Source organism: Pseudohalocynthiibacter sp. F2068, assembly GCF_023015645.1.
GTDB lineage: Bacteria > Pseudomonadota > Alphaproteobacteria > Rhodobacterales > Rhodobacteraceae > Pseudohalocynthiibacter > Pseudohalocynthiibacter aestuariivivens.
Window position 1 is genome coordinate 180,991 of record NZ_JALKAK010000005.1, and the last position, 20,802, is coordinate 201,792.

22 protein-coding genes and 1 riboswitch are annotated in these 20,802 nt (G+C 52.5%); of the genes, 12 read left to right on the forward strand and 10 right to left on the reverse strand.

From position 1 onward, the window contains the following. Positions 1 to 3 precede the first annotated feature (3 nt). The 6 genes from MWU63_RS08360 (at position 4) to aroA (ending at position 6,348) form a co-directional block, all read left to right on the forward strand. Positions 4 to 906: a hemolysin family protein gene (locus MWU63_RS08360; protein WP_213889155.1), complete on the forward strand. Its 903-nt coding sequence runs from the start codon at positions 4 to 6 to the stop codon at positions 904 to 906. After that, entirely contained in the window at positions 899 to 2,401 is a 1,503-nt protein-coding gene (gene lnt, locus MWU63_RS08365) for an apolipoprotein N-acyltransferase (RefSeq protein WP_213889154.1), read from the forward strand. The genes MWU63_RS08360 and lnt overlap by 8 nt, the downstream gene beginning before the upstream one ends. 33 nt (positions 2,402 to 2,434) lie before the next feature. Continuing rightward, positions 2,435 to 2,482, forward strand: a riboswitch (SAM-SAH riboswitch). A gap of 4 nt (positions 2,483 to 2,486) precedes the next feature. After that, the gene (gene metK / locus MWU63_RS08370; protein ID WP_213889153.1) at positions 2,487 to 3,668 is read left to right on the forward strand and encodes a methionine adenosyltransferase; all 1,182 of its coding nucleotides are present in this window, start codon (positions 2,487 to 2,489) and stop codon (positions 3,666 to 3,668) included. Positions 3,669 to 3,684: 16 nt separating this feature from the next. Beyond that, positions 3,685 to 4,149, forward strand: a complete 465-nt coding sequence (gene queF, locus MWU63_RS08375) for a preQ(1) synthase (protein ID WP_213889149.1) — start codon at positions 3,685 to 3,687, stop codon at positions 4,147 to 4,149. Between the two features lie 8 nt (positions 4,150 to 4,157). Further along, positions 4,158 to 4,874 carry a tRNA (guanosine(46)-N7)-methyltransferase TrmB gene (gene trmB / locus MWU63_RS08380; protein WP_213889147.1) on the forward strand — a complete coding sequence of 239 codons (717 nt, stop codon included), beginning with the start codon at positions 4,158 to 4,160 and terminating at the stop codon, positions 4,872 to 4,874. 127 nt (positions 4,875 to 5,001) lie between these two features. After that, complete coding sequence (aroA, locus tag MWU63_RS08385; protein WP_213889146.1) at positions 5,002 to 6,348, forward strand: 3-phosphoshikimate 1-carboxyvinyltransferase; 1,347 nt, start codon at positions 5,002 to 5,004, stop codon at positions 6,346 to 6,348. 53 nt (positions 6,349 to 6,401) lie between these two features. Here the strand turns inward: aroA and MWU63_RS08390 are convergent, their stop codons facing one another. The 3 genes from MWU63_RS08390 to MWU63_RS08400 form a co-directional block, all read right to left on the reverse strand. Then, on the reverse strand, positions 6,402 to 6,857 hold the full coding sequence (locus tag MWU63_RS08390) for a MarR family winged helix-turn-helix transcriptional regulator (protein ID WP_213889144.1): 456 nt from the start codon (positions 6,855 to 6,857) through the stop codon (positions 6,402 to 6,404). Between the two features lie 75 nt (positions 6,858 to 6,932). Beyond that, the gene (locus MWU63_RS08395) at positions 6,933 to 7,412 is read right to left on the reverse strand and encodes a YHS domain-containing (seleno)protein (protein WP_213889141.1); all 480 of its coding nucleotides are present in this window, start codon (positions 7,410 to 7,412) and stop codon (positions 6,933 to 6,935) included. Positions 7,413 to 7,541: 129 nt separating this feature from the next. After that, positions 7,542 to 8,591: a cupin domain-containing protein gene (locus MWU63_RS08400; RefSeq protein ID WP_213889140.1), complete on the reverse strand. Its 1,050-nt coding sequence runs from the start codon at positions 8,589 to 8,591 to the stop codon at positions 7,542 to 7,544. Positions 8,592 to 8,633: 42 nt separating this feature from the next. Here MWU63_RS08400 and cmk point away from each other — a divergent pair, with 42 nt between their 5' ends. From cmk to trpB, 6 genes are all read left to right on the forward strand, one after another. Beyond that, a complete protein-coding gene (gene cmk / locus MWU63_RS08405) occupies positions 8,634 to 9,254 on the forward strand; it encodes a (d)CMP kinase (protein ID WP_213889139.1) in 621 nt (206 codons plus the stop codon). Positions 9,255 to 9,362: 108 nt separating this feature from the next. Continuing rightward, on the forward strand, positions 9,363 to 11,042 hold the full coding sequence (gene rpsA, locus MWU63_RS08410) for a 30S ribosomal protein S1 (RefSeq protein WP_213889134.1): 1,680 nt from the start codon (positions 9,363 to 9,365) through the stop codon (positions 11,040 to 11,042). 282 nt (positions 11,043 to 11,324) lie between these two features. Continuing rightward, positions 11,325 to 11,606 (forward strand): integration host factor subunit beta, encoded by a 282-nt coding sequence (gene ihfB, locus MWU63_RS08415; RefSeq protein WP_213889133.1) that lies wholly within the window; start codon positions 11,325 to 11,327, stop codon positions 11,604 to 11,606. Positions 11,607 to 11,612: 6 nt separating this feature from the next. Then, positions 11,613 to 11,963, forward strand: coding sequence for a lipopolysaccharide assembly protein LapA domain-containing protein (locus tag MWU63_RS08420; protein ID WP_213889129.1), 351 nt, complete (start codon positions 11,613 to 11,615; stop codon positions 11,961 to 11,963). Between the two features lie 31 nt (positions 11,964 to 11,994). Further along, entirely contained in the window at positions 11,995 to 12,648 is a 654-nt protein-coding gene (locus tag MWU63_RS08425; RefSeq protein WP_213889127.1) for a phosphoribosylanthranilate isomerase, read from the forward strand. Then, positions 12,645 to 13,874, forward strand: a complete 1,230-nt coding sequence (gene trpB / locus MWU63_RS08430) for a tryptophan synthase subunit beta (RefSeq protein ID WP_213889126.1) — start codon at positions 12,645 to 12,647, stop codon at positions 13,872 to 13,874. Before MWU63_RS08425 ends, trpB begins: the two co-directional genes overlap by 4 nt. A 66-nt stretch (positions 13,875 to 13,940) precedes the next feature. Here trpB and MWU63_RS08435 read toward each other — a convergent pair whose 3' ends face one another. The 7 genes from MWU63_RS08435 to MWU63_RS08465 form a co-directional block, all read right to left on the reverse strand. Then, a complete protein-coding gene (locus tag MWU63_RS08435; protein ID WP_213889125.1) occupies positions 13,941 to 14,873 on the reverse strand; it encodes a carbon-nitrogen hydrolase family protein in 933 nt (310 codons plus the stop codon). 199 nt (positions 14,874 to 15,072) lie between these two features. Then, positions 15,073 to 15,447 (reverse strand): DUF2237 domain-containing protein, encoded by a 375-nt coding sequence (locus tag MWU63_RS08440; protein WP_213889123.1) that lies wholly within the window; start codon positions 15,445 to 15,447, stop codon positions 15,073 to 15,075. 56 nt (positions 15,448 to 15,503) lie between these two features. Continuing rightward, positions 15,504 to 16,667 carry a serine hydrolase gene (locus tag MWU63_RS08445; protein ID WP_247077536.1) on the reverse strand — a complete coding sequence of 388 codons (1,164 nt, stop codon included), beginning with the start codon at positions 16,665 to 16,667 and terminating at the stop codon, positions 15,504 to 15,506. Between the two features lie 55 nt (positions 16,668 to 16,722). Then, positions 16,723 to 17,778: a DUF2332 family protein gene (locus MWU63_RS08450; RefSeq protein WP_213889120.1), complete on the reverse strand. Its 1,056-nt coding sequence runs from the start codon at positions 17,776 to 17,778 to the stop codon at positions 16,723 to 16,725. Beyond that, positions 17,775 to 18,449, reverse strand: a complete 675-nt coding sequence (gene pth / locus MWU63_RS08455; RefSeq protein WP_247077547.1) for an aminoacyl-tRNA hydrolase — start codon at positions 18,447 to 18,449, stop codon at positions 17,775 to 17,777. The genes MWU63_RS08450 and pth overlap by 4 nt, the downstream gene beginning before the upstream one ends. Before the next feature lie 212 nt (positions 18,450 to 18,661). Further along, entirely contained in the window at positions 18,662 to 19,324 is a 663-nt protein-coding gene (locus tag MWU63_RS08460) for a 50S ribosomal protein L25/general stress protein Ctc (RefSeq protein WP_213889116.1), read from the reverse strand. Between the two features lie 202 nt (positions 19,325 to 19,526). Further along, positions 19,527 to 20,690 carry an alpha-hydroxy acid oxidase gene (locus tag MWU63_RS08465; RefSeq protein ID WP_213889115.1) on the reverse strand — a complete coding sequence of 388 codons (1,164 nt, stop codon included), beginning with the start codon at positions 20,688 to 20,690 and terminating at the stop codon, positions 19,527 to 19,529. Between the last annotated feature and the right edge of the window lie 112 nt (positions 20,691 to 20,802).

Genomic DNA, 20,802 nt, shown 5'->3' on the forward strand with positions numbered 1-20,802 from the left:
AAAATGGGCGACACAAGCGAAGGCTCCTCTAGCGCAGCGCAAAGCGCGCAAGAGTTTGAGACACACGAGACCGAAACATTGGGGCAGCGCGGCTTTTTTAGCCGTATTATTGGTGCCCTTTCACCTTCAGACTTAGATGATGCAACGGAAGATGTCGTTCCGCTGAATGGCAGTTCCGATAGTTCACCAAGAGGAATGGTGAACCTGCGTAGTATGCGTGTTGAAGATGTTGCTATTCCGAAAGTCGAAATTATTGCAATTTCCAACGACATTCACAAAGACGAGCTGGTTCAGGTCTTTCGTGACAGTGGCCTAACACGGTTGCCGGTTTATAGTGGAACACTTGATACGCCGATCGGGTTGATCCACCTCAAAGATCTTGCCTTGAAACACGGGTTTAACGGCACCGGGAACGGCGGACGTTTCGCGGTTAAAAGCCTGCTCCGACCGCTGCTCTATGCGCCCCCTTCGATGCCAATCGGTGTTTTGCTGCAGAAAATGCAGTCAGAACGTATTCATATGGCATTGGTGATCGATGAATATGGCGGCGTTGACGGGCTGGTTACTATCGAAGACCTGATTGAACAGGTGATTGGTGAGATCGAAGACGAGCATGATCTGGATGAAGGTCAGTATTGGACGAGTGAAAAGCCGGGATGCTACCTAGTCGAGGCACGTGCTCCGCTTGATGAATTTGAAGCCGAAATTGGTCAGAGCCTGACCCAAAATATCGATGACGAAGAAATTGATACCTTGGGTGGTCTGGTGTTTGTTTTGTCAGGCCGCGTTCCCGCCCGGGGTGAAATGATCCGCCATCCGGATGGTCCCGAGTTCGAAGTGGTCGATGCTGATCCACGCCGTATAAAGCGGCTGCGTGTGCGCCTTCCTGATGTAATGAATGCCTAAGCTTTTGGCGCGTGTTTCGGCGTGGTCATCCCGCGTTCAACTGTTGTTCGCACTTTTGATGGGTGTGTTTGCCGGGCTGGGACAAGCGCCATGGAATCTTTGGTGGCTGGCTTTGCCGGCGCTGGTGGTTTTGGTCGCGCTCTACAGTGTAACAGAGGGTGCAAAACAAGCGGCTCTGATTGGTTGGTCAGCAGGTCTGGGGTATTTCGGCCTCGTCTTGTTCTGGATTGTTGAGCCTTTCCTTGTAGATGTTGCACGACACGGATGGATGGCCCCGTTTGCGTTGGTTGGCCTTGCGGGCGGTATGGCCCTGTTCTGGGGTTTGGCTTTTGCACTGGCACGCAGAATGGGTGGCGGCACAGTGACACTCGCTTTAACCTGGACAGCAACAGAGTTGCTGCGGTCTTACGTTCTGACCGGGTTCCCTTGGGGGCTGTTATCATACATCTGGACAGAGACGCCGGTTCTACAACTGGCCGCCGTTTTTGGGCCGCATGGGCTGACGTTGCTCACGTTGTTGTTCGCGGAAAGTGTGCATCGGGTTTTGTTGAAGCAAACCCCACGCAACTTTGGAAGCGTTCTGTTGCTTGGGATACTCTATCCTTTGGGTGCATTTTACGAGCCAGGCGCGCTTGAACCTAATGATGAACCGCGTCCTGTTGTTCGTCTGATCCAACCCAACGCGCCCCAGCATCAAAAATGGGATCCTGAAATGATCCCGGTCTTTTTCCGTCGTCAATTGGATTTCACGGCGGCAGAGGGAAACCCAAATCTGATCATATGGCCGGAAACGGCTGTGCCCTATGCATTAACCGCTGACAGTCCGGTGCTCCCATTGATCTCCGATGCCGCAGGTGAGGCGCAGGTTGTTTTTGGCGCACAACGGCGTGACGGCGACCGGGGGTTCAACAGTCTTGCGGTCGTGGACAGTACCGGCTTTCTTCAGGCGGTTTATGACAAGCACCATCTTGTACCTTTTGGCGAATATGTACCGGGTGGGTCGGTAGCGGCGAATATGGGTCTTGTCGGTTTTGCCGCCCAAAATGGTTTCGGCTTTTCACCCGGGCCCGGGCCTGTATTGCTTGATCTTGGACCCCTAGGTCGCGTTCTGCCACTGATCTGCTACGAGGTGATCTTTCCACAAGATGTAAATGCGGCACCCGAGCGACCCGACTGGTTATTGCAAATTACCAATGACGCCTGGTTTGGAAAGGTGACGGGCCCTTACCAGCACCTTGCACAGGCCCGGTTTCGCGCTGTCGAACAAGGCCTGCCCATGGTGCGCGTCGCAAATACCGGGGTTTCAGCGGTTATTGATGCAACGGGACAGGTCGTTGAAAGCCTGCCTTTGGGTCAGGCTGGCTATCTTGACGCCGTATTACCAAACGCTGCGCGCGCGACTTTTTACAGCAAAACTGGTGACAGTCTTGTTGTCTTGTTGCTTATTGTTTTTTTAGCGGTGCTAATGATCGCCCGTTTTCGAAATAGCGATTGACGCCCAACGCTCACGGCCTTACGCAGACATATCTTACCACCACAACGGCTTCCTGGCGTGGTGGGTTTTTTAAATGGAGCGTTTCATGTCCCGCCAAAACTACATTTTTACTTCTGAATCTGTTTCAGAAGGCCACCCAGATAAAGTCTGCGACCGTATTTCAGATGCAGTCCTTGACGCTTTTCTAAGCGAAGAGCCCGAGGCGCGTGTCGCCTGTGAAACCTTCGCCACAACAAACAGGGTCGTCATTGGTGGTGAGGTTGGGCTGTCGGACCAGGCAAAACTGAAAGATTGTATGGGCCGGATTGACCAGATCGCGCGTGATTGCATCCGGGATATCGGTTATGAGCAGGAAAAGTTTCATTGGGAAACTGTTGAGGTCACAAACCTCCTGCACGAACAATCCGCTCATATCGCGCAAGGCGTGAATGCGGCTGATAATAAAGACGAAGGTGCGGGTGACCAGGGTATTATGTTTGGCTATGCAGTCAGAGAAACTGAAGAGCTTATGCCTGCCCCCATACACTATGCACATGCAATTCTGCGCCGCCTTGCCGAGGTGCGCAAATCAGGCAATGAACCTACATTGCGCCCAGACGCAAAATCCCAACTCTCGGTTCACTATGAAGGCGGCAAGCCGGTGGGTATCGGCTCTGTTGTGCTCTCAACTCAGCATTCTGACGAGGCACAAACCTCGGACGATATACGCGAAATTGTAGAACCATATATTCGCGAAGTACTGCCGGATGGTTGGTTGACAGCAGAAACCGAATGGCACGTAAACCCGACAGGTACGTTTGTGATTGGCGGCCCAGATGGGGACGCAGGTCTGACCGGACGTAAGATTATCGTTGATACCTATGGTGGCGCGGCCCCGCATGGGGGGGGTGCGTTTTCCGGGAAAGACCCGACCAAGGTAGACCGGTCTGCGGCCTATGCGGCGCGTTACTTAGCCAAGAATATTGTGGCGGCGGGCATGGCGGAACGGTGTACGTTGCAGCTTTCCTACGCGATCGGCGTTGCAAAACCTTTGTCTATCTATGTTGATGCACATGGCACGGGCGAGGTGCATGAGGCCGAGATTGAGAAGGCGGTTGCAGAATGCATGGACCTTACACCAAGGGGTATTCGCCAACATCTGGGGCTGAACAAACCAATTTATCAGCGCACTGCGGCATATGGGCATTTTGGGCGTATTCCTGATGCTGACGGCGGGTTTAGCTGGGAACGAACCGATCTCGTCGATCTTTTGAAAAAAGCCGTTTAGGTCAAAGGAGACTGTCTTGGCAAAAACGGATGTGTCTGGTTTGTCGCTACTTGGCAACGAAGTCGAACAACCCAAAAACCCGGAAGAAGCTGTGCTTGAAAAAGTACCCGCCAGCCATTCCGGGACAGAGTATGTTGTTCGCTTCACGGCACCGGAGTTTACATCAATCTGCCCAATGACGGGGCAACCGGACTTTGCGCACATCGTGATAGATTATGTTCCCCGAGATTGGCTGGTGGAATCAAAGTCATTGAAACTTTACTTGACTTCCTTTCGCAACCACGGCGCTTTCCACGAAGACTGCACCATCGACATAGGCAAACGTTTAGGTGATCTTCTCGATCCGGTTTGGCTTCGGATCGGGGCTTATTGGTACCCGCGCGGCGGTATCCCGATTGATGTCTTCTGGCAAACCGGGCCAGCACCCGACGGGGTCTGGATTCCGGATCAGGGTGTCCAGCCCTATCGCGGACGTGGCTGAGGGACGTTATGTCTGAGAACGATGGGAAGAATGGTGCACCTTGGCGAAACTTTTACGGTCGCTTTAAGGGAAAGCACCTGCGGGATAGCCAGAAAGCATATCTGAATGAAGACCTCGCAAAGCTATCACCTGGGCCGGTTACTTGGGACGAAAACCCGGACCGTACCCCGCTTGATCTGAAAGCTCTTTTTGATGACAAACCGCTTTGGCTCGAGGTCGGATTTGGCGGTGGCGAGCATATGGTGCATCAGGCACAGCAAAACGCTGATGTTGGCATCATAGGGTGTGAGCCATACATCAATGGTGTGGCGATGCTGCTCGGGAAAATCCGTGAAGCAAACGTGCCCAATGTCGCGATTCACCCTGGTGATGTGCGTGATATGTTTGATGTATTACCGGAGGCATCAGTCGCACGAGCGTTCCTGCTTTATCCGGACCCATGGCCGAAGAAACGCCACCATAGGCGACGCTTTGTGACGCCAGAGCACCTTGACCCTTTAGCGCGGGTGCTGAAACCGGGCGCGATCTTTCGGGTCGCGACCGACATTCAGGACTATGTGCGTCAAACCCTTGAACAGATGATGCCCCGTAACGATTTTGAGTGGCTTGCGGAGGGACCAGACGATTGGCGTAAGCCCTGGCCGGATTGGATTCCAACCCGGTACGAGCAAAAAGCGCTACGCGAAGGGCGCATACCGCATTACCTGACATTCCGCCGCAAGTGACCGGTACAAAATTCTTGTAAAGAATTTTGGCAAGATTTTTTGTAAAAATCTTGGTGCCAAACCCGATGGACCTCCTTGGGCGCTTGCGCTATCACCGCGCGTACTTCGCGCTTTCAAGGAAATACCCATGTCCGGCCATGACACCCCAATTCCAATGACGTCATCGAAATGCGGCCCGCTGAGCGGTGTGGCACAGGTTCCAGGTGATAAGTCAATTTCGCATCGGTCACTGATCCTCGGCGCGATGGCTGTTGGTGAAACGCGTATCACGGGCTTGCTTGAAGGTGAGGATGTGCTGGATACTGCAAAAGCGATGCGTGCTTTTGGGGCAGAGGTCAGCCAGCACGGCCCAGGAGAATGGTCCGTTCACGGTGTTGGCGTCGGCGGGTTTGCTGAGCCCGAGAATGTGATTGATTGCGGGAACTCCGGAACGGGTGTCCGCCTGATTGTGGGGGCGATGGCAACACAGCCGATAACCGCAACATTCACTGGCGATGCGTCGCTTAACAAACGCCCTATGGGACGCGTGACAGACCCGATTGCACTTTTTGGCGCGCAAGCCCACGGGCGTGACGGCGGCAAGCTTCCAATGACGATTGTTGGAGCGGCGGAACCTGTACCGGTGACCTACACTGTACCAATGCCGTCGGCGCAGGTGAAATCTGCAGTTTTGCTAGCAGGGCTAAATGCGCCCGGAAAAACAGTCGTGATCGAAAAGGAAGCAACCCGTGACCATACAGAGCGAATGCTTGCTGGCTTTGGGGCCGAACTTACCGTCGAAGATACAAATGAGGGCAGAAAGATTACCCTCACCGGCCAGCCGGAACTGACGCCGCAGGACATTGCCGTGCCTCGCGACCCAAGTTCTGCTGCTTTTCCTGTTTGCGCGGCGGTTATTGTACCGGGCTCTGAAATCACCGTTCCGGGTGTCAGCCTGAACCCAACGCGCAATGGGCTCTATACGACCTTGATTGAAATGGGTGCCGATATAGCGTTCGAAAACGAGCGCGAAGAAGGTGGTGAGCCTGTCGCAGATCTAAGGGTGCGCGCAAGCGAGACTAAAGGTGTCGAAGTTCCGCCAGAACGCGCGCCGTCAATGATCGACGAATATCCAATTCTTTCTGTGGTTGCTGCCCTTTCAACCGGTACGACCGTGATGCGCGGTGTCAAAGAGCTGCGGGTGAAAGAATGCGACCGTATCGATGCGATGGCACGCGGGTTGGAAGCCTGTGGTGTAACGATTGAAGAAGATGAAGACACTTTGATTGTTCATGGAATGGGGCAGGGCGGTGTGCCGGGAGGCGCAACCTGCAAAAGCCACCTCGATCATAGGATTGCAATGTCGTTCATGTGTTTGGGTATGGCTGCGCAAAATCCGGTTTCGGTTGATGATGGCGCACCAATTGCAACGTCTTTTCCCGTGTTTGAGCCATTGATGGCTGCACTTGGTGCAAACGTCACACGAGATTCATGAAGAGAGACGTCATTAAGCCCGACGCAACGATTCAGAAAATCACAAAAGCAGGCTTAGGCCTTTAGACTTTCGTTCAGGTTGCGAAACCCTTCCAGCACGTGCTCTGCGACCTGATGCGCCTTGTTGACGGAATCAAAAGTAAGCTCTTGTGAAATGCTTTCGACGACGGCCATTTCAGCTTTTCGAATCTGGGTGATTACGTTTTTTCCAGCGCTGCTAAGCTCAAACAGAACGGAACGTTTGTGGGCCGGGTTCACTTGTTTTTTCACGAGCCCGGCAGCTTCGACTTCATTCATCATGACCTGAACATACTGCCGCTGTATTCCGAGTTGCTTTGCAACTTGCGGAACGGTGGCGGTTTCGAGGTTTTCCAGTTGTTCTAGCACGGCGCGCATTCGGACTGTCACAGTCGTTTCGGAAAGCATCGCAGCGATTGCAGCTTCGACCTGTTGATGGATTGGTCGTGCAAGCAAGATGAGGTCGTAAAGGAGATCTGATTTTTGTGTCATAATGAATCCCCTAATCCATTATGACATTCAGGATGTCAAGAAAGGGGGCCGAGTAGCCCCCTTCCGAGATTGAATTTACAGCTCTGCAGCAGCAGTATGCTGAATTTTTTCCCACTGTGCGTCTGCATTGGCAATCGTGCCATCAATATCTTCAAGGAAAAGATCACGTGTCGCAGCGTTCAGGAAGACAAAAAGCTTGTCATCGTGGACGACAAAGTGACGTGGGTCGCCATCGAACTTTTTACCAACGGAAACACCGTAGGTGCAAAATCCACCGTTCTGGGGCTCAAAACGGGCTGGGTTTTCCATGAATGCTCCAGCGTTCTGAGGAGATGTGAAGTAGTAAGATGCACCGTTGTGAGTTCCGGAAAGGTAAGAGGAACCGAGCGCAACTTTTTCACCGTTGAGCAAAGCAACAGGGTCAGCGCCGTGAAGAGCCAAAGGCGCGCCAGCAGCAGAAATGCCAGGTGCAACATTAATTTCATCTGCAGCAAATGCTGAGGTGACCGTGAGCATGGTGGACGCCGCAATGGCAGCCATTACAAAACTTTTCATGATTTCATCCTTCAGTTAACTTTCGTCGGTTAATGGTGCCGACAGAAGGAAAATGGGGCTTCAGACTTATCTCGCCATGTCCGCGCATCCGGCAAATATTGCTATGCGTCCGAAGGGTCGACGAGATGTTCAGGCGACCCGTTGCAGCGCAGCACGACGCGTACTTCCCGGCCCTTCCCCAAACTCACGCGCATAGACACGGCTGAAAGACGCGACCGAACGATAGCCCACACCTTCTGCGATTTTTTCGACCGAAAGGGAGCCAGCCCCAAGCAGTTTGCGTGCTTTTTGTAAACGCCATTCTGTCAGGTAGCGTAACGGCGTGGTATTTGTAAGCTGGTGAAACCGTTGTGCAAAGACGGAACGTGACATTCCCGCGATCGTTCCAAGCTCTGCAACGGTCCACGGTTGTTCGGGGGCTGCATGTAGCGCCGTGAGTGCCTTTGAAATCTGTTTATCAGCCAGCGCAAGAAGCACACCTTTTGGTATATCTTGCTGCTTCATCCAAACACGAATGGCCTGAACAAACAGAATTTCAGTCATTCGGTGAAGAATGGCGTCGTGGCCTGGTGCCTGCTCCTGCGTTTCATGCTCTAGTTGCAGTAATGTCGTCATTAGCCATTCGTTTGAATAGTCCGGTAAGTTTCGGGCGATGATCTGGTCAGGAAATGCGTTTAAAAAGCTTTGCCTTTTTGGGGGTGTATCAAACACGAAATGCCCACACAGCATACGCGTCGGCTCCCCATGATCCTGAAGCCCATAGATAAGAGGGCCAGTGCCCGAATAACCCGCATCAGAAAGAACGGTCTCGAGCGGCGGTGTTGCGGATCGTGGATCACCCATGATGTCATGCTCCTGGCCGCGGGGGATCATCAGGAAATCACCAGGTTTGAGTGTGTAGTGATCCGAAGAACGGCCAATTCGGGCGTGACATGTACCACGAAGAACGAGATGAAACCTGATCACGTATTCATCGGCAGGAACATGCACACCCCATTTACCAGAAAACCGGGTGGAAAAGTACAGCATCCCGCGAAAATCAAGATGCGAAAGAATATCACTGATTGGGTCCATACCCGCGAGATAGGGTTGTGAAACCGAGTTCAAAGCCGGACTGAACGATCTGACAGAAATTTTGGACGATTTGACAAGTGAACGGTATTCCGTTTGACAGATCATACGCGGCTGATTACCCGGCAACCCATGAGTTTTGGAGCAAGAATGAGTTTTACCGTAGCGATAGACGGGCCTGCCGCCGCAGGAAAAGGTACGATCTCCATGGCCGTCGCGGCCTGTTTTGGTTTTGCACATCTCGATACAGGGCTTTTGTACCGGGCAACCGGACGGCGGGTGCTTTTGGGTGAAGACCCTGTGAAAGCGGCGAAAACCCTTCGTCCTGAGGATTTGGCTGGTGAAGAATTGCGTACACCCGAAGTTGCGCAAGCTGCCTCAAAAGTTGCGGCTGATCCTGAGGTTCGAAAAGCTTTGATTGCTTTTCAAAAGGCGTTTGCACGCCGATTGGGCGGTGCGGTGTTAGATGGACGTGATATCGGCACGGTTATTTGCCCGGAGGCCGAGGTGAAGCTTTATGTCACGGCAAGTGATGAAGTTCGCGCAGAGCGCCGTTTTTCGGAACTGAACGAAAAAGGACTCGACGTGACGTTCGAAAGTGTTCTTGCAGACCTGCGTGCCCGCGACGCCCGCGATAGCGAGCGGGCAGCAGCCCCGATGCGCCCTGCTGACGATGCGCTCTTGCTAGATACGTCAGAATTGTCTATAGACGCCGCTGTCGAAAAGGCTGTTCACGCCGTAAAACAAAAGATCGAGCAGGGTCGGGGTTAACCACGGCCCTTATTGTTTTGTGAACAACTGTATCGACCAATTGAAACCCAAAGACCGGCGGAGACAACCGCACGGCCAGAAAATAAATGTAAAGGAAACTGAGACCACATGGCTCAATCAAATTCTATGGAAGAGTTCGAAGCCCTTCTACAAGAAAGCTTCGAAATTGACACACCCGAAGAGGGGTCTGTCGTTAAAGGCAAAGTGATCGCTATTGAAGCCGGTCAGGCCATCATCGACGTCGGCTACAAAATGGAAGGCCGCGTAGATATTAAAGAATTCGCAAATCCTGGCGAAACCCCTGAAATTGCTGTTGGTGACGATGTCGAAGTCTTTCTTCGCCAGGTCGAAAACTCGCGTGGTGAAGCTGTCATTTCCCGTGAAATGGCCCGCCGCGAAGAAGCATGGGATCGCCTCGAAAAAGCATATGCAGACGAAGAACGTGTCGAAGGCGCGATCTTTGGCCGCGTTAAAGGTGGCTTTACCGTCGACCTTGGCGGTGCAGTTGCGTTCCTGCCTGGTAGTCAGGTTGATGTGCGCCCCGTGCGTGACGCAGGCCCGCTGATGGGTCTGAAGCAGCCATTCCAGGTTTTGAAAATGGATCGCCGCCGTGGCAACATCGTTGTTTCACGTCGCGCGATCCTCGAAGAATCACGTGCCGAACAGCGCGCTGAAGTTATCGGTCAGCTGGCCGAAGGTGATTCAGTTGACGGTGTTGTTAAAAACATCACCGAATACGGTGCATTTGTTGACCTCGGCGGTGTTGATGGTCTGCTTCACGTTACCGATATGGCATGGCGTCGGGTGAATCACCCGTCCGAGATTCTGGCGATTGGTGAAACCGTTAAGGTTCAAGTCATCAAGATTAACAAAGAAACTCACCGTATCAGCCTTGGCATGAAACAGCTGCAGGATGATCCATGGGATGCGGTTGCCGCGAAATTCCCGCTTGAGTCTGTGCACAAAGGTCGCGTGACAAACATTACTGATTACGGCGCATTTGTTGAGCTGGAGCCAGGTGTTGAAGGTCTGGTTCACGTTTCAGAAATGTCCTGGACGAAAAAGAACGTTCATCCGGGCAAAATCGTGTCTACCTCGCAAGAGGTTGAAGTCATGGTTCTGGAAATCGACAGCAGCAAACGCCGCGTTTCGCTTGGCCTCAAACAAACCATGCGTAACCCATGGGAAGTCTTCGCTGAAAACAACCCGGTTGGGAAAGAAGTTGAAGGCGAAGTCAAGAACATCACCGAGTTCGGTTTGTTCATTGGCCTTGAAAACGACATCGACGGCATGGTTCACCTCTCTGACTTGACTTGGGAAGGTCGGGGCGAAGACGTGATTGGCGACTACCACAAAGGTGATGTCGTCAAGGCAGTTGTAACCGAAGTTGACGTTGAAAAAGAACGTATCAGCCTTTCGGTCAAAGCACTGGGCGAAGATCCATTTGAAGGCGCAACCGATGGCGTTAAACGCGGTTCGATCATCACTGTTGAAGTGACCGCAATCGAAGACGGTGGCATCGAGGTTGAATATGAAGGCATGAAATCCTTCATTCGTCGTTCCGACTTGTCGCGTGACCGCTCTGAACAACGCCCAGAGCGTTTTGGCGTAGGTGATAAGGTCGACGTTCGTGTAACCAACGTTGATGCAAAATCGCGCCGTCTGGGCCTGTCGATCAAAGCCCGCGAAATCGCTGAAGAGAAAGAAGCAGTTGAACAGTATGGTTCTTCTGACTCTGGCGCATCTTTGGGCGACATTCTTGGTGCCGCACTTAAAGGCGACGAATAACACTATTCTGAACCTGGAATTAGAAACGGCCCCGCATTGTGTCGGGGCCGTTTTTTTGTGCGAATCAATCAGACGCGGAGCAGATTTTTCTGCGTCTCAGCGCGACTGGCGTCGCCTCGGCGTGTGCCAGAGTGGCTTTTTAACCCTTAAATACCGGGAATCCGGGGTTTTTTCTGTGGAAGTTTCTCAAATAGTTTCTCACTTTAAGGAAATTTCATATAGTCTCAGAAAGAAATCGCGCTGCCAAAATTGCGCAAGTCCTATACATGGGGGATACAAGGGATGATCCGTTCGGAGCTGGTCCAAAAAATTGCTGATGAAAATCCACATCTCTACCAACGTGACGTAGAGCGCATCGTAAACACCATTTTCGAAGAGATTATCGAGGCCATGGCCAACGGCGACCGGGTCGAATTGCGCGGCTTCGGCGCCTTCTCTGTCAAAAAACGTGATGCACGTATTGGTCGCAATCCGCGCACTGGTGAATCGGTTTCGGTTGAAGAAAAATACGTCCCGTTCTTTAAGACAGGAAAGTTGCTTCGCGACCGTCTGAACGGAAAATAAGAACCTATGCGCTATTTTCGCTACGCTTTTTTGGCAATCCTTGGAATTTGCCTGATCACTGTCGCGCTCGCAAATCGCGATGCGGTGACTCTACGCTTGTTGCCTGATGAACTCGCCTCGTTAATTGGCTACAGCAAAGTGATTGAGCTTCCGCTGTTTCTGGTAATTTTCGGTGGCATCGTTGCGGGCCTATTGATTGGCTTCGTCTGGGAATGGATACGTGAGCATAAGCAGCGCGCAGAAGCCGCACGGGCCAAGCGCGAGGCGTCAAAGCTGGCTCAGGAAGTATCGCGTCTGCGTTCTGAAAAGAATAGCGGCAAAGACGATGTTCTGGCCTTGCTAGAGGACGGTACTTGAGGCGGCTGCCACAACGCGCTAGACCGCCCCTATGGTATCTGAGATCAAAGTCAAAATTTGCGGGCTGCGCGATGCGGCCCATGTCGCTGCCGCAGCTAAGGCTGGCGCGGCCTATGTCGGATTTAACTTTTTTTCTAAATCTCCCCGCTACATTAGCGTGGATGATGCCCGGTCGCTGGCCGTTGATGTGCCGCTTGGCATTGCCAAAGTGGCCCTGACCGTAAATGCTGACAACGCGTTTCTGGATGACATCGTTGGACGTGTTCCACTTGATATGTTGCAGTTGCACGGTTCTGAAAGTGTAGAACGTGTTGCCGAGATTCGTGCCCGTTATGGTTTGCCTGTCATGAAGGTTATTGGGGTCGCAGATGAGGGTGATCTTGCGGCTATTTCTGAATTTAGCAAAATCGCCGATCAATTGCTGATAGACGCGAAACCTCCCAAAGAGGCGGAACTTCCGGGTGGCAACGGACTTTCGTTTGACTGGCGGCTGATCGCCGGGCAGCGCTGGTCTGTGCCATGGATGCTTGCCGGGGGTTTGACCCCATTGAATGTTGCCGAGGCAATCAGCATGACGGGCGCGAAACAGGTAGATGTAGCTTCGGGCGTGGAAACGGCGCCGGGGGTAAAGGACGAGAGATTGATCGCGGATTTTATTAAGGCCGCGAGAGGAGAGAAGACATGAATGACCTTTTCAACAGTTTCATGAGCGGTCCCGACGAAAATGGCCGCTTTGGCAAATTTGGCGGGCGCTTCGTTTCTGAAACGCTGATGCCGCTGATCCTTGATCTTGAGGCCGAATATGAAAAGGCAAAAACGGATGATAGTTTCTGGGCCGAGATGGATGATCTCTGGAAGCACTATGTTGGTCGCCCAAGCCCGCTCTATTTTGCACCACGTCTGACAGGGGCGCTGGGTGGCGCAAAAATTTATCTCAAGCGGGACGAACTGAACCATACCGGTGCGCATAAGATCAACAACGTTCTGGGTCAGATTCTACTGGCTCGACGAATGGGAAAGACACGTATTATCGCTGAAACTGGCGCTGGGCAGCATGGGGTTGCGACAGCGACCGTCTGCGCCCGCTTCGGCCTTAAATGCATTGTCTATATGGGTGCGCACGATGTCGAACGTCAGGCGCCTAATGTGTTCCGCATGAAGCTGCTTGGCGCAGAGGTTATCTCTGTTACCTCTGGTCGTGGTACGCTCAAGGACGCGATGAATGACGCGCTGCGGGACTGGGTTACCAACGTGCGCGATACCTTCTATTGCATCGGTACTGTTGCAGGGCCGCACCCATACCCGGCGATGGTCCGCGATTTCCAGTCTATCATCGGCAAGGAAGCGAAGGAGCAGTTGCAGGAGCAAGAGGGTCGACTGCCCGACACGCTTATCGCAGCGATTGGTGGCGGGTCTAACGCAATGGGATTGTTCTATCCCTTCCTCGACGACACAGATGTGAACATCATCGGGGTAGAGGCCGGTGGCAAAGGCGTGAACGCCAAGATGGAACATTGCGCGTCGCTTACAGGTGGCCGCCCGGGCGTGCTGCATGGCAATCGAACTTATCTGTTACAGGATGATGATGGTCAAATCCTCGAAGGGTTCTCAATTTCGGCCGGTCTTGATTACCCCGGCATTGGCCCAGAACATTCATGGCTGCATGACATAGGCCGCGCCCAATACGTTTCAATCACCGACAAAGAAGCGCTGGAAGCGTTCCAGTTCTGTTGCGAGCAGGAAGGCATCATTCCGGCGCTCGAGCCGAGCCATGCGCTGGCACATGTGATGAAAATTGCGCCTGAACTGCCCAAGGATCATATCATCATCATGAACATGTGTGGCCGGGGTGACAAAGACATCTTCACTGTCGCCAAAGCGCTTGGGATTGAGATGAACGATGGTGACTGAGTTTTAGAACCCTGCCTTTCGAATCATGGGCTGGGCGCTTACTGCACGACGATACAGTTACAGGTTCTAACTGAACGTCACAGGCGTTTGTTTTTGACGGTTTACGTTCAGGGTAAAGACGTCCGGGCGCGCGTAGTGGCCACTGACATCAAATTTCCTTCGGGAAGCGCGTGCTGCGCTAACGTCGATTTCGGCAATAAGCAGCCCTTTTTCCTGATGCATTGGTCCGGCGGCGATACCGCCAAAGGGTTTGTAAACTACGGCATCGCCTGGGTTCACCCATTCATCATTATTCGGGAAAAGCTCTTCTCGGTACGGAATGTCCTTTGGGATGTCTTTTGCTTCAAGCGCGGTTGCGCAACCGATCACCCAACAGCCACCTTCGCGTGCGATATGCTGCATGGTGGATAGCCAAGTTTCGCCGCTGTCCCACGTTGGGGCAACATAGATATCAATGTTCTGAGCGTAGAGCGCGAAGCGCGCCAAGGGCATGAAGTTTTCCCAGCAGATCAATGCGCCAACCCGGCCAACGGCGGTCTCTACAACATTCAGGCCAGATCCGTCACCAAAACCCCAAACCATCCGCTCCGGATTTGTTGGCATTAGTTTCCTGTGGTTGTTCACCAGTTTGCCGTCAGCGTCTATAATCGCGCAGCTGTTGAACAGGGTGCTGCCACTGAGTGAGCCATCAACCTCCTGATAGCCGATGACAATAACAACGCCGTGTTCTTTTGCAGCTTCTTGCAAGAGCGCCAGGCCGTTTTTACTCAGGTCAACCGAATTTGCCAGAGACAACGCAAACAGTTCATCTGTTTTGCCCATCCCGGCACCTGGCGAAAGTCTCCAGACAAACGTTGGATATCCGGGAAGCCATGTTTCCGGGAACACGACCATCTCGCATCCCTGCTTTGCAGATTGCGCGACAAGTTCAACCGCTCTTTCCAATGATTTTTCTAACTTGAGGTATACCGGAGGCTGTTGAACAATGGATACTTTCATAGATTTTCCCTAACTCAGCTCAATTATCACGAAAATGTTACCAGAAAGCGCTGGGTTCGCAGCATCTATTTTTCAACTGTCGGCAAGGATTACTCAACAAACACGCTTGTGTTGGTTTAAATTCTTGATCTGATTAGTTTAAATGATCGAGGGGTAACGCGTTAAATCTGTAAATGCGCGATTTGAGGAATGAGGAAATTCATTTTGACGCAGCGTAAAACTCCAGAATATCAAGCGGAACGATTGCAAGTGCGCGCCGATGGGTCGCCTTGAGAACCACATTTGGGGCACACCCTTCGTCATGCGCCTGCAAAAACCGGCTGGCACATAAACACCATTGGTCCCCGGGTTCCAGCCCTGCAAAGCCGAATTCAGGACGCGGCGTGGACAGGTCGTTTCCAAGATATTTTGAAAACGCTAAAAACTCTGCTGTGACAATTGTACAGACCGTGTGGCTACCCTGATCCTGCGCACAAGTGTTGCAGTGACCATCCCGGAAATATCCTGTGGCAGGTGCAAAGGAACACGGCTCTAGCTTGCCGCCCAATACATTTATCGAAGGATCTTTCTCCATCACACCACTCTTCCTAGTGTAAGCATAAGTCAGGGTTAGAAACGCGCAAGCTTTTGCTAAAGGCTTTCCGCGATTAAACGAAACAATGCAACGTTCTGGTCGTCTACGCCTGTATCCCGGAAACTTCGGTCAGCAGCGCTTGTGGCGATTACAATGCCGCGCCGCTGATTGATGTAAAGGTACTGGCCGTAAATGCCGCGTGCCATAAATTCACCGGGAGTGGCGCCCTTGGGTATCCACCATTGATATCCATAACCATATTCATCCTCCGTAGTCGGCGCAGTAGCCGCAGTTGACTCTTCGACCCAAGCGCTGGGCACAACTTGCTGCCCGTCGATTTTACCCTTCTGGGCGTACATTAACCCAAGTCGCGCATAGTCGCGTGTGGTCATGTTTAATCCGCCAAGTACAAAGGCAACACCCTCCCCATCGGTGACGTAGAAGGGCGTCCTCTCAACCCCCATGGGGATAATAATGCGTTCCGATAGCAAGTCAGGAATGGAACGCCCTGTTGCACCACGGATCACCATACCGATTACATGGGTGTCGATCGAAACATACTTCCACGCGGCACCGGGTTCGGAAATTCGTTCAACAAGTTTCGCGGTAAAACTATCAAGCGCCTGCCCCAATGCAATGACCCGACCCATGCGATTAATATCGGAGTTGTAGTCCAGATAATCTTCGTCAAACTTCACTCCACTTGACGTTTGCAGGACATTTCGGATGGTTACACCTTCGTAAGCGGACCCCATCAGCAAAGGGGCATAGTCGGTTACTTGGGCATCAAGGGAACGGATTGACCCATCCTCAACCAACAAGCCTATCAGCGCTGAAAGAAAACTTTTGGCAATAGACCATGAGATACGTAGATCGTCAGAAGATGTGCCAAGATAGTAGTCTTCGAAAACGATTTTTCCATCTTTTAGAACAACAAGCGACGTCACCTGCCGTTCTTTGACCCAATCTTCTATCCCGGGTGGTAAGCTTGCAGGCGTCCCTTTAGGCAGAAGGCTTGCCGGGCCATCGCCGCGCGGCACATCAACGGTTAAGAACGCGGCATCCATATTGCTGAAGTTTGATACTATTTTTTCTTCAGAAAATAAGGCGTTGACGGCAATAAGGCGGGCAATTTCGTCACGCTTCCAAAGCGCTGCCGCGGCAAGAACGACCAGCAAAACCAGCAATGCTTTTAGCGCGATTTTGAATTTTCGGGACATGGTCTCCTCCTTTTGAAGAAACGAATTGCACGAGTTGGAAATGCCTGCCTTAACGCTATTTCGGCGACGTCAGACCGGCCCATCTAACCCAGCGACCGTGAAAATCGGCACGCCCTAACGTTACAGTCTGGCCGCTCGGCCATAGTGTCAGGGTGATCGCAGCGCCATCGTTATGCACATCGGGCTCCAACCGCAGCCAAGCAAGTGGGGCTGCGCGTGTTGCGCGATTTCCTGCTGTCTTCAAAAGACTGGATGCCCGGTTCGCTGTCTCCTTTGGCAAGTATTGCCAAAAGATCGAATGGTAGACGATATGTAGGGAGCCTGAGCACGAGGTCTTTAACCTTGTTTCGAGCCAGTCTGCTGCATCCGCACGCTCTACATTAAAGCCACCAGTTGCGGCCATGGCTAGCGCGGCTTTGGTTCTTTGCATACGCTCAGATTGGTCTGGCCAAGTGTAGGCCAACAGTCGAAGTCGATCATCTGGGTTATCTGGAGAGAGCGGAGCCTGATCACAGGCCGCTCTGTTTTGGATTCTGATTTCAGTCTTCGGGGGCAGCGAGCCGCTCCAGTCAGGGTTAAGCTGAACCGGGCTTTGCGGATCACCCCATGTATGATCTCCAATTGAAAGCGCGAACTGATCCCAGATCATATTAAGACCGGCACTTGCCCCAAGTTCGGACAGCACAAAGGGCATGTCAAGTTTGCTGGCCAATGTATGGAACGCTGGGATCAAAGCGCTGGATCGGCGTACTTCGTTGGTTTGGGGCGGGGACTTAAGCCACTGAAGAATGAAAGCTTCTTCATCAATGAGAGCTGAATGAACAGCGGCGCGAAGCGACACAATGTTTGTTAGGTCATGATGCGGGGGATATTGGGCCACTAGGGCGGGGTGACGCTCAAGCAGCACCAGTGCGTGTAGCGCACCGGCAAGCCGCAGTGCGACAGCGCCACCTCGCGCAGAAGGATCACCGGGCCAGCTCGATAATTTTTGGGCAACCGCGCCGGCGTTCGTTGGTAAATCCGCGAAGATACGACACAGCGTCGCGGTAAATGGAGATCCAAGCGCATCGCAGGCGTCCGCTTGAAAATGTGCTGTTTCATGAAAGCTCAAGAAAACTTATCCAACAAGCGTTTAAACGGAGATTTTTGCTTCTGAACTTCTGGTTTTTCTGGCGCTTCTGATCGTTTTGATTCCGGCTTGTTGTTCTTTCGTTGCGGGGAAAGCCTGAGCGCCACTGCGTTCAGAAACTTGCTGCTGTCGCCAGCGGCGAGCATCGGAGCAGCCTCTGCCAAACCGCTGATAAGATCGTCCAGCCACGCTGCATCTGCTTTGGCAAAATCATGCAGGACGTAGCCAGCAACCCTGTCTTTGTGGCCGGGATGCCCAATGCCAAGGCGCACACGTTCATACGCGTCACCAATGTGCTGATGCAATGAGCGCAGGCCGTTATGCCCGGCGTGTCCACCACCCTGCTTTACACGCAGCTTGCCGGGTGCAAGGTCAAGTTCGTCATGAAAAACAATAACATCTTCCGGCGCGATTTTGTAAAACCGGATCGCCTCGCCAACGGATTGACCTGAAAGGTTCATGAAGGTTTCTGGTTTCAGCAGAACGATTTTTACGTTTCCAAGCCGCCCTTCTGAAACTTGGCCCTGAAATTTTTTGCGCCAGGGGCTGAACCCGTGTTCTTCGGCGATACGTTCAACAGCTATATAACCGATATTGTGTCGGTTTCGCGCGTATTTCGCGCCCGGATTTCCAAGGCCAACAAAGAGTTTCATGGGGCTCGTTTTAGCGGCTTTGCCATGGGGAAGCCAGAGGCAGGGTAAGCCTGAAGAAGAATCAAATGCTCAACTTGTTGCAAGTGCCAGGCAAGGTGACGAGCATCGAAAAGTGTTTGGATTTTATTTACCCGCGAAAAGCTGAGGAAACCATTAAATGCAAACGCGGGGCCAATGGCCCCGCGCGAATATTCGAAACAAAAGCGGTGCTTTTATTCTTCAGCAGCCTCTTCGGTGCTTTCCTCATCCGCTTCGACTTCAGTGCTTTCACCTTCGTCTTCATCCTCGTCATCTGCAGAGCGCAGGCTGGATGGAGCAGAGATGTTCGCAATCACAAAATCACGGTCGATGGTTACCTTGGCACCCTTTGGCAGATCGATGTCGGAAATTGTCACTGTATCGCCAACATCAAGGCCAGTCAGATCGACGGTCAGCTTCTCAGGAATATCGCCAGCAGTCACCAAAAGCTCTACTTCCGGGCGCACAACGGTCAGAACGCCACCGCGTTTAATGCCAGGAGCTTCCTCTTCGTTAATGAAATCAACATGAATGAACAGTGCGATTTTGGTGTTCCGGTGCAGACGCAGCAGATCAAGGTGTGTCGGCAGGTCTTTAACAACATCACGTTGAACGTTACGGCAGATAACGCGAACGTCGTCGTGACCGTCAACTTTAAGGTTGAACAATGTTGACAGGAACCGGCCCTGTTTTAGCCTTGTGAACAGTACGTTAAACGGTACTTCAACCGGGAGCGGATCAGTGCCGCCGCCGTATACGATGCCAGGTACGTTGCCTTCGCGGCGAGATTTGCGAGCGGCCCCCTTGCCTGTCCCCGTGCGTACCGTAGCGTTAAGATCTGGGATCTCTCCAGCCATGGTTATTCTCCTAGGTTATGCGGTCATCCTCCAAGGGTGTATGCCCGCGTGAAGCCGCGCGTATAGACGACTCGGAAGCCCTTGGAAAGAGGCCAAATCGCCAATTTGGTCGATCAGGTCAGCTTTGGCGTGGATTTTGGAACAAAGTTCTGCAAAATACGCGCGTATGTCATACAGGGAACGGCCTTCCGGCTATGTGTTGCTACACCCAGCGGCCTTCAAAGTCCTCTGGAACCAGCAGTACGTCGCGTCCGACGTCTTTCAGGTCGCGATGACCGCAGAGCGCCATCGAGGTATCAAGCTCTTTGTGGATCACCTCAAGCGCCTTTGTCACACCGGCTTCGCCCATTGCGCCAAGACCATAGACAAAGGCACGGCCAATATATGTACCCTTCGCCCCCAATGCGCAGGCTTTTAAAACGTCCTGACCAGAGCGAATTCCACTGTCTAAGTGAACTTCAATCTTGTCACCAACCGCCTCAAGTATCGAGGGCAGGGCGCGGATCGAAGAAATTGCACCGTCTAGTTGCCGTCCACCGTGGTTGGAAACGATAATTGCATCTGCACCAACTTCAAGCGCCATACGGGCGTCGTCGGCATCCAGAATACCCTTAAGGATCACCTTGCCGCCCCACATTTTCTTGATCTTCGCGATCTTTTTCCAGTCAAGCGTTGGGTCAAACGCCTCGGCCGTCCAGGATGCAAGCGAAGACGGATCAGAAACGCCCTTTGCGTGCCCGACAACATTTCCAAAGAAACGGCGTTTGGTGCCAAGCATCCCAAGCCCCCAATGCGCCTTGGTCATCATGTTGGCAATTGATTTAACTGTCAGCTTGGGTGGCGCGGAAAGGCCGTTCTTAAGGTCTTTGTGGCGTTGTCCCAATATTTGAAGGTCGACCGTAATAACGAGCGCACTGCATTTCGCCGCCTTCGCGCGATCAACCAGATTGCGCATGAAATCGTCATCCCGCAGCGTATAGACCTGAAACCAGAATGGTGCGGTTGTGTTTTCCGCCACATCCTCGATCGAGCAGATCGACATTGTGGAAAGTGTGAAAGGAACGCCAAATTTCTCTGCCGCGCGGGCGGCCTTGATTTCGCCGTCAGCGCATTGCATGCCAGTCAACCCAACAGGGGCCAGCGCGACGGGCATGGAAACATCCTGCCCAATCATTTGGGTAGCTGTTGTGCGTCCGGACATGTCGACGGCGATCCGCTGGCGTAGCCTGATCTTTTCAAAATCAGAGGTGTTTTCGCGAAAGGTTTGTTCGGTCCAGCTGCCTGATTCTGCATAGTCGTAAAACATCTTGGGTGTGCGACGCTTATAGATGCGTTTCAGGTCTTCGATATTTGTGATGATGGGCATGCGGCTGGCCTTTGTGGCTGATTTTGGTAAGCGCCGTTTACCAATCAAGCAAAAAACCTGCAAGTTTTATGTAATTTTTGCGATCAAAATAACAAAGGGGTTGAATTAGTAC

Bases quoted from the DNA above. Each gene is read 5' to 3' on its own strand.
- MWU63_RS08440 (WP_213889123.1), bottom strand. From the start codon at position 15,447: ATGGAGAAAGATCCTTCGATAAATGTATTGGGCGGCAAGCTAGAGCCG.
- metK (WP_213889153.1), top strand. From the start codon at position 2,487: ATGTCCCGCCAAAACTACATTTTTACTTCTGAATCTGTTTCAGAAGGC.
- MWU63_RS08445 (WP_247077536.1), bottom strand. From the start codon at position 16,667: ATGTCCCGAAAATTCAAAATCGCGCTAAAAGCATTGCTGGTTTTGCTG.
- rpsA (WP_213889134.1), top strand. From the start codon at position 9,363: ATGGCTCAATCAAATTCTATGGAAGAGTTCGAAGCCCTTCTACAAGAA.
- MWU63_RS08435 (WP_213889125.1), bottom strand. From the start codon at position 14,873: ATGAAAGTATCCATTGTTCAACAGCCTCCGGTATACCTCAAGTTAGAA.
- trmB (WP_213889147.1), top strand. From the start codon at position 4,158: ATGTCTGAGAACGATGGGAAGAATGGTGCACCTTGGCGAAACTTTTAC.
- ihfB (WP_213889133.1), top strand. From the start codon at position 11,325: ATGATCCGTTCGGAGCTGGTCCAAAAAATTGCTGATGAAAATCCACAT.
- lnt (WP_213889154.1), top strand. From the start codon at position 899: ATGCCTAAGCTTTTGGCGCGTGTTTCGGCGTGGTCATCCCGCGTTCAA.
- trpB (WP_213889126.1), top strand. From the start codon at position 12,645: ATGAATGACCTTTTCAACAGTTTCATGAGCGGTCCCGACGAAAATGGC.
- MWU63_RS08460 (WP_213889116.1), bottom strand. From the start codon at position 19,324: ATGGCTGGAGAGATCCCAGATCTTAACGCTACGGTACGCACGGGGACA.
- MWU63_RS08425 (WP_213889127.1), top strand. From the start codon at position 11,995: ATGGTATCTGAGATCAAAGTCAAAATTTGCGGGCTGCGCGATGCGGCC.
- MWU63_RS08395 (WP_213889141.1), bottom strand. From the start codon at position 7,412: ATGAAAAGTTTTGTAATGGCTGCCATTGCGGCGTCCACCATGCTCACG.
- aroA (WP_213889146.1), top strand. From the start codon at position 5,002: ATGTCCGGCCATGACACCCCAATTCCAATGACGTCATCGAAATGCGGC.
- pth (WP_247077547.1), bottom strand. From the start codon at position 18,449: ATGAAACTCTTTGTTGGCCTTGGAAATCCGGGCGCGAAATACGCGCGA.
- MWU63_RS08400 (WP_213889140.1), bottom strand. From the start codon at position 8,591: ATGATCTGTCAAACGGAATACCGTTCACTTGTCAAATCGTCCAAAATT.
- MWU63_RS08420 (WP_213889129.1), top strand. From the start codon at position 11,613: ATGCGCTATTTTCGCTACGCTTTTTTGGCAATCCTTGGAATTTGCCTG.
- MWU63_RS08390 (WP_213889144.1), bottom strand. From the start codon at position 6,857: ATGACACAAAAATCAGATCTCCTTTACGACCTCATCTTGCTTGCACGA.
- MWU63_RS08465 (WP_213889115.1), bottom strand. From the start codon at position 20,690: ATGCCCATCATCACAAATATCGAAGACCTGAAACGCATCTATAAGCGT.
- cmk (WP_213889139.1), top strand. From the start codon at position 8,634: ATGAGTTTTACCGTAGCGATAGACGGGCCTGCCGCCGCAGGAAAAGGT.
- MWU63_RS08360 (WP_213889155.1), top strand. From the start codon at position 4: ATGGGCGACACAAGCGAAGGCTCCTCTAGCGCAGCGCAAAGCGCGCAA.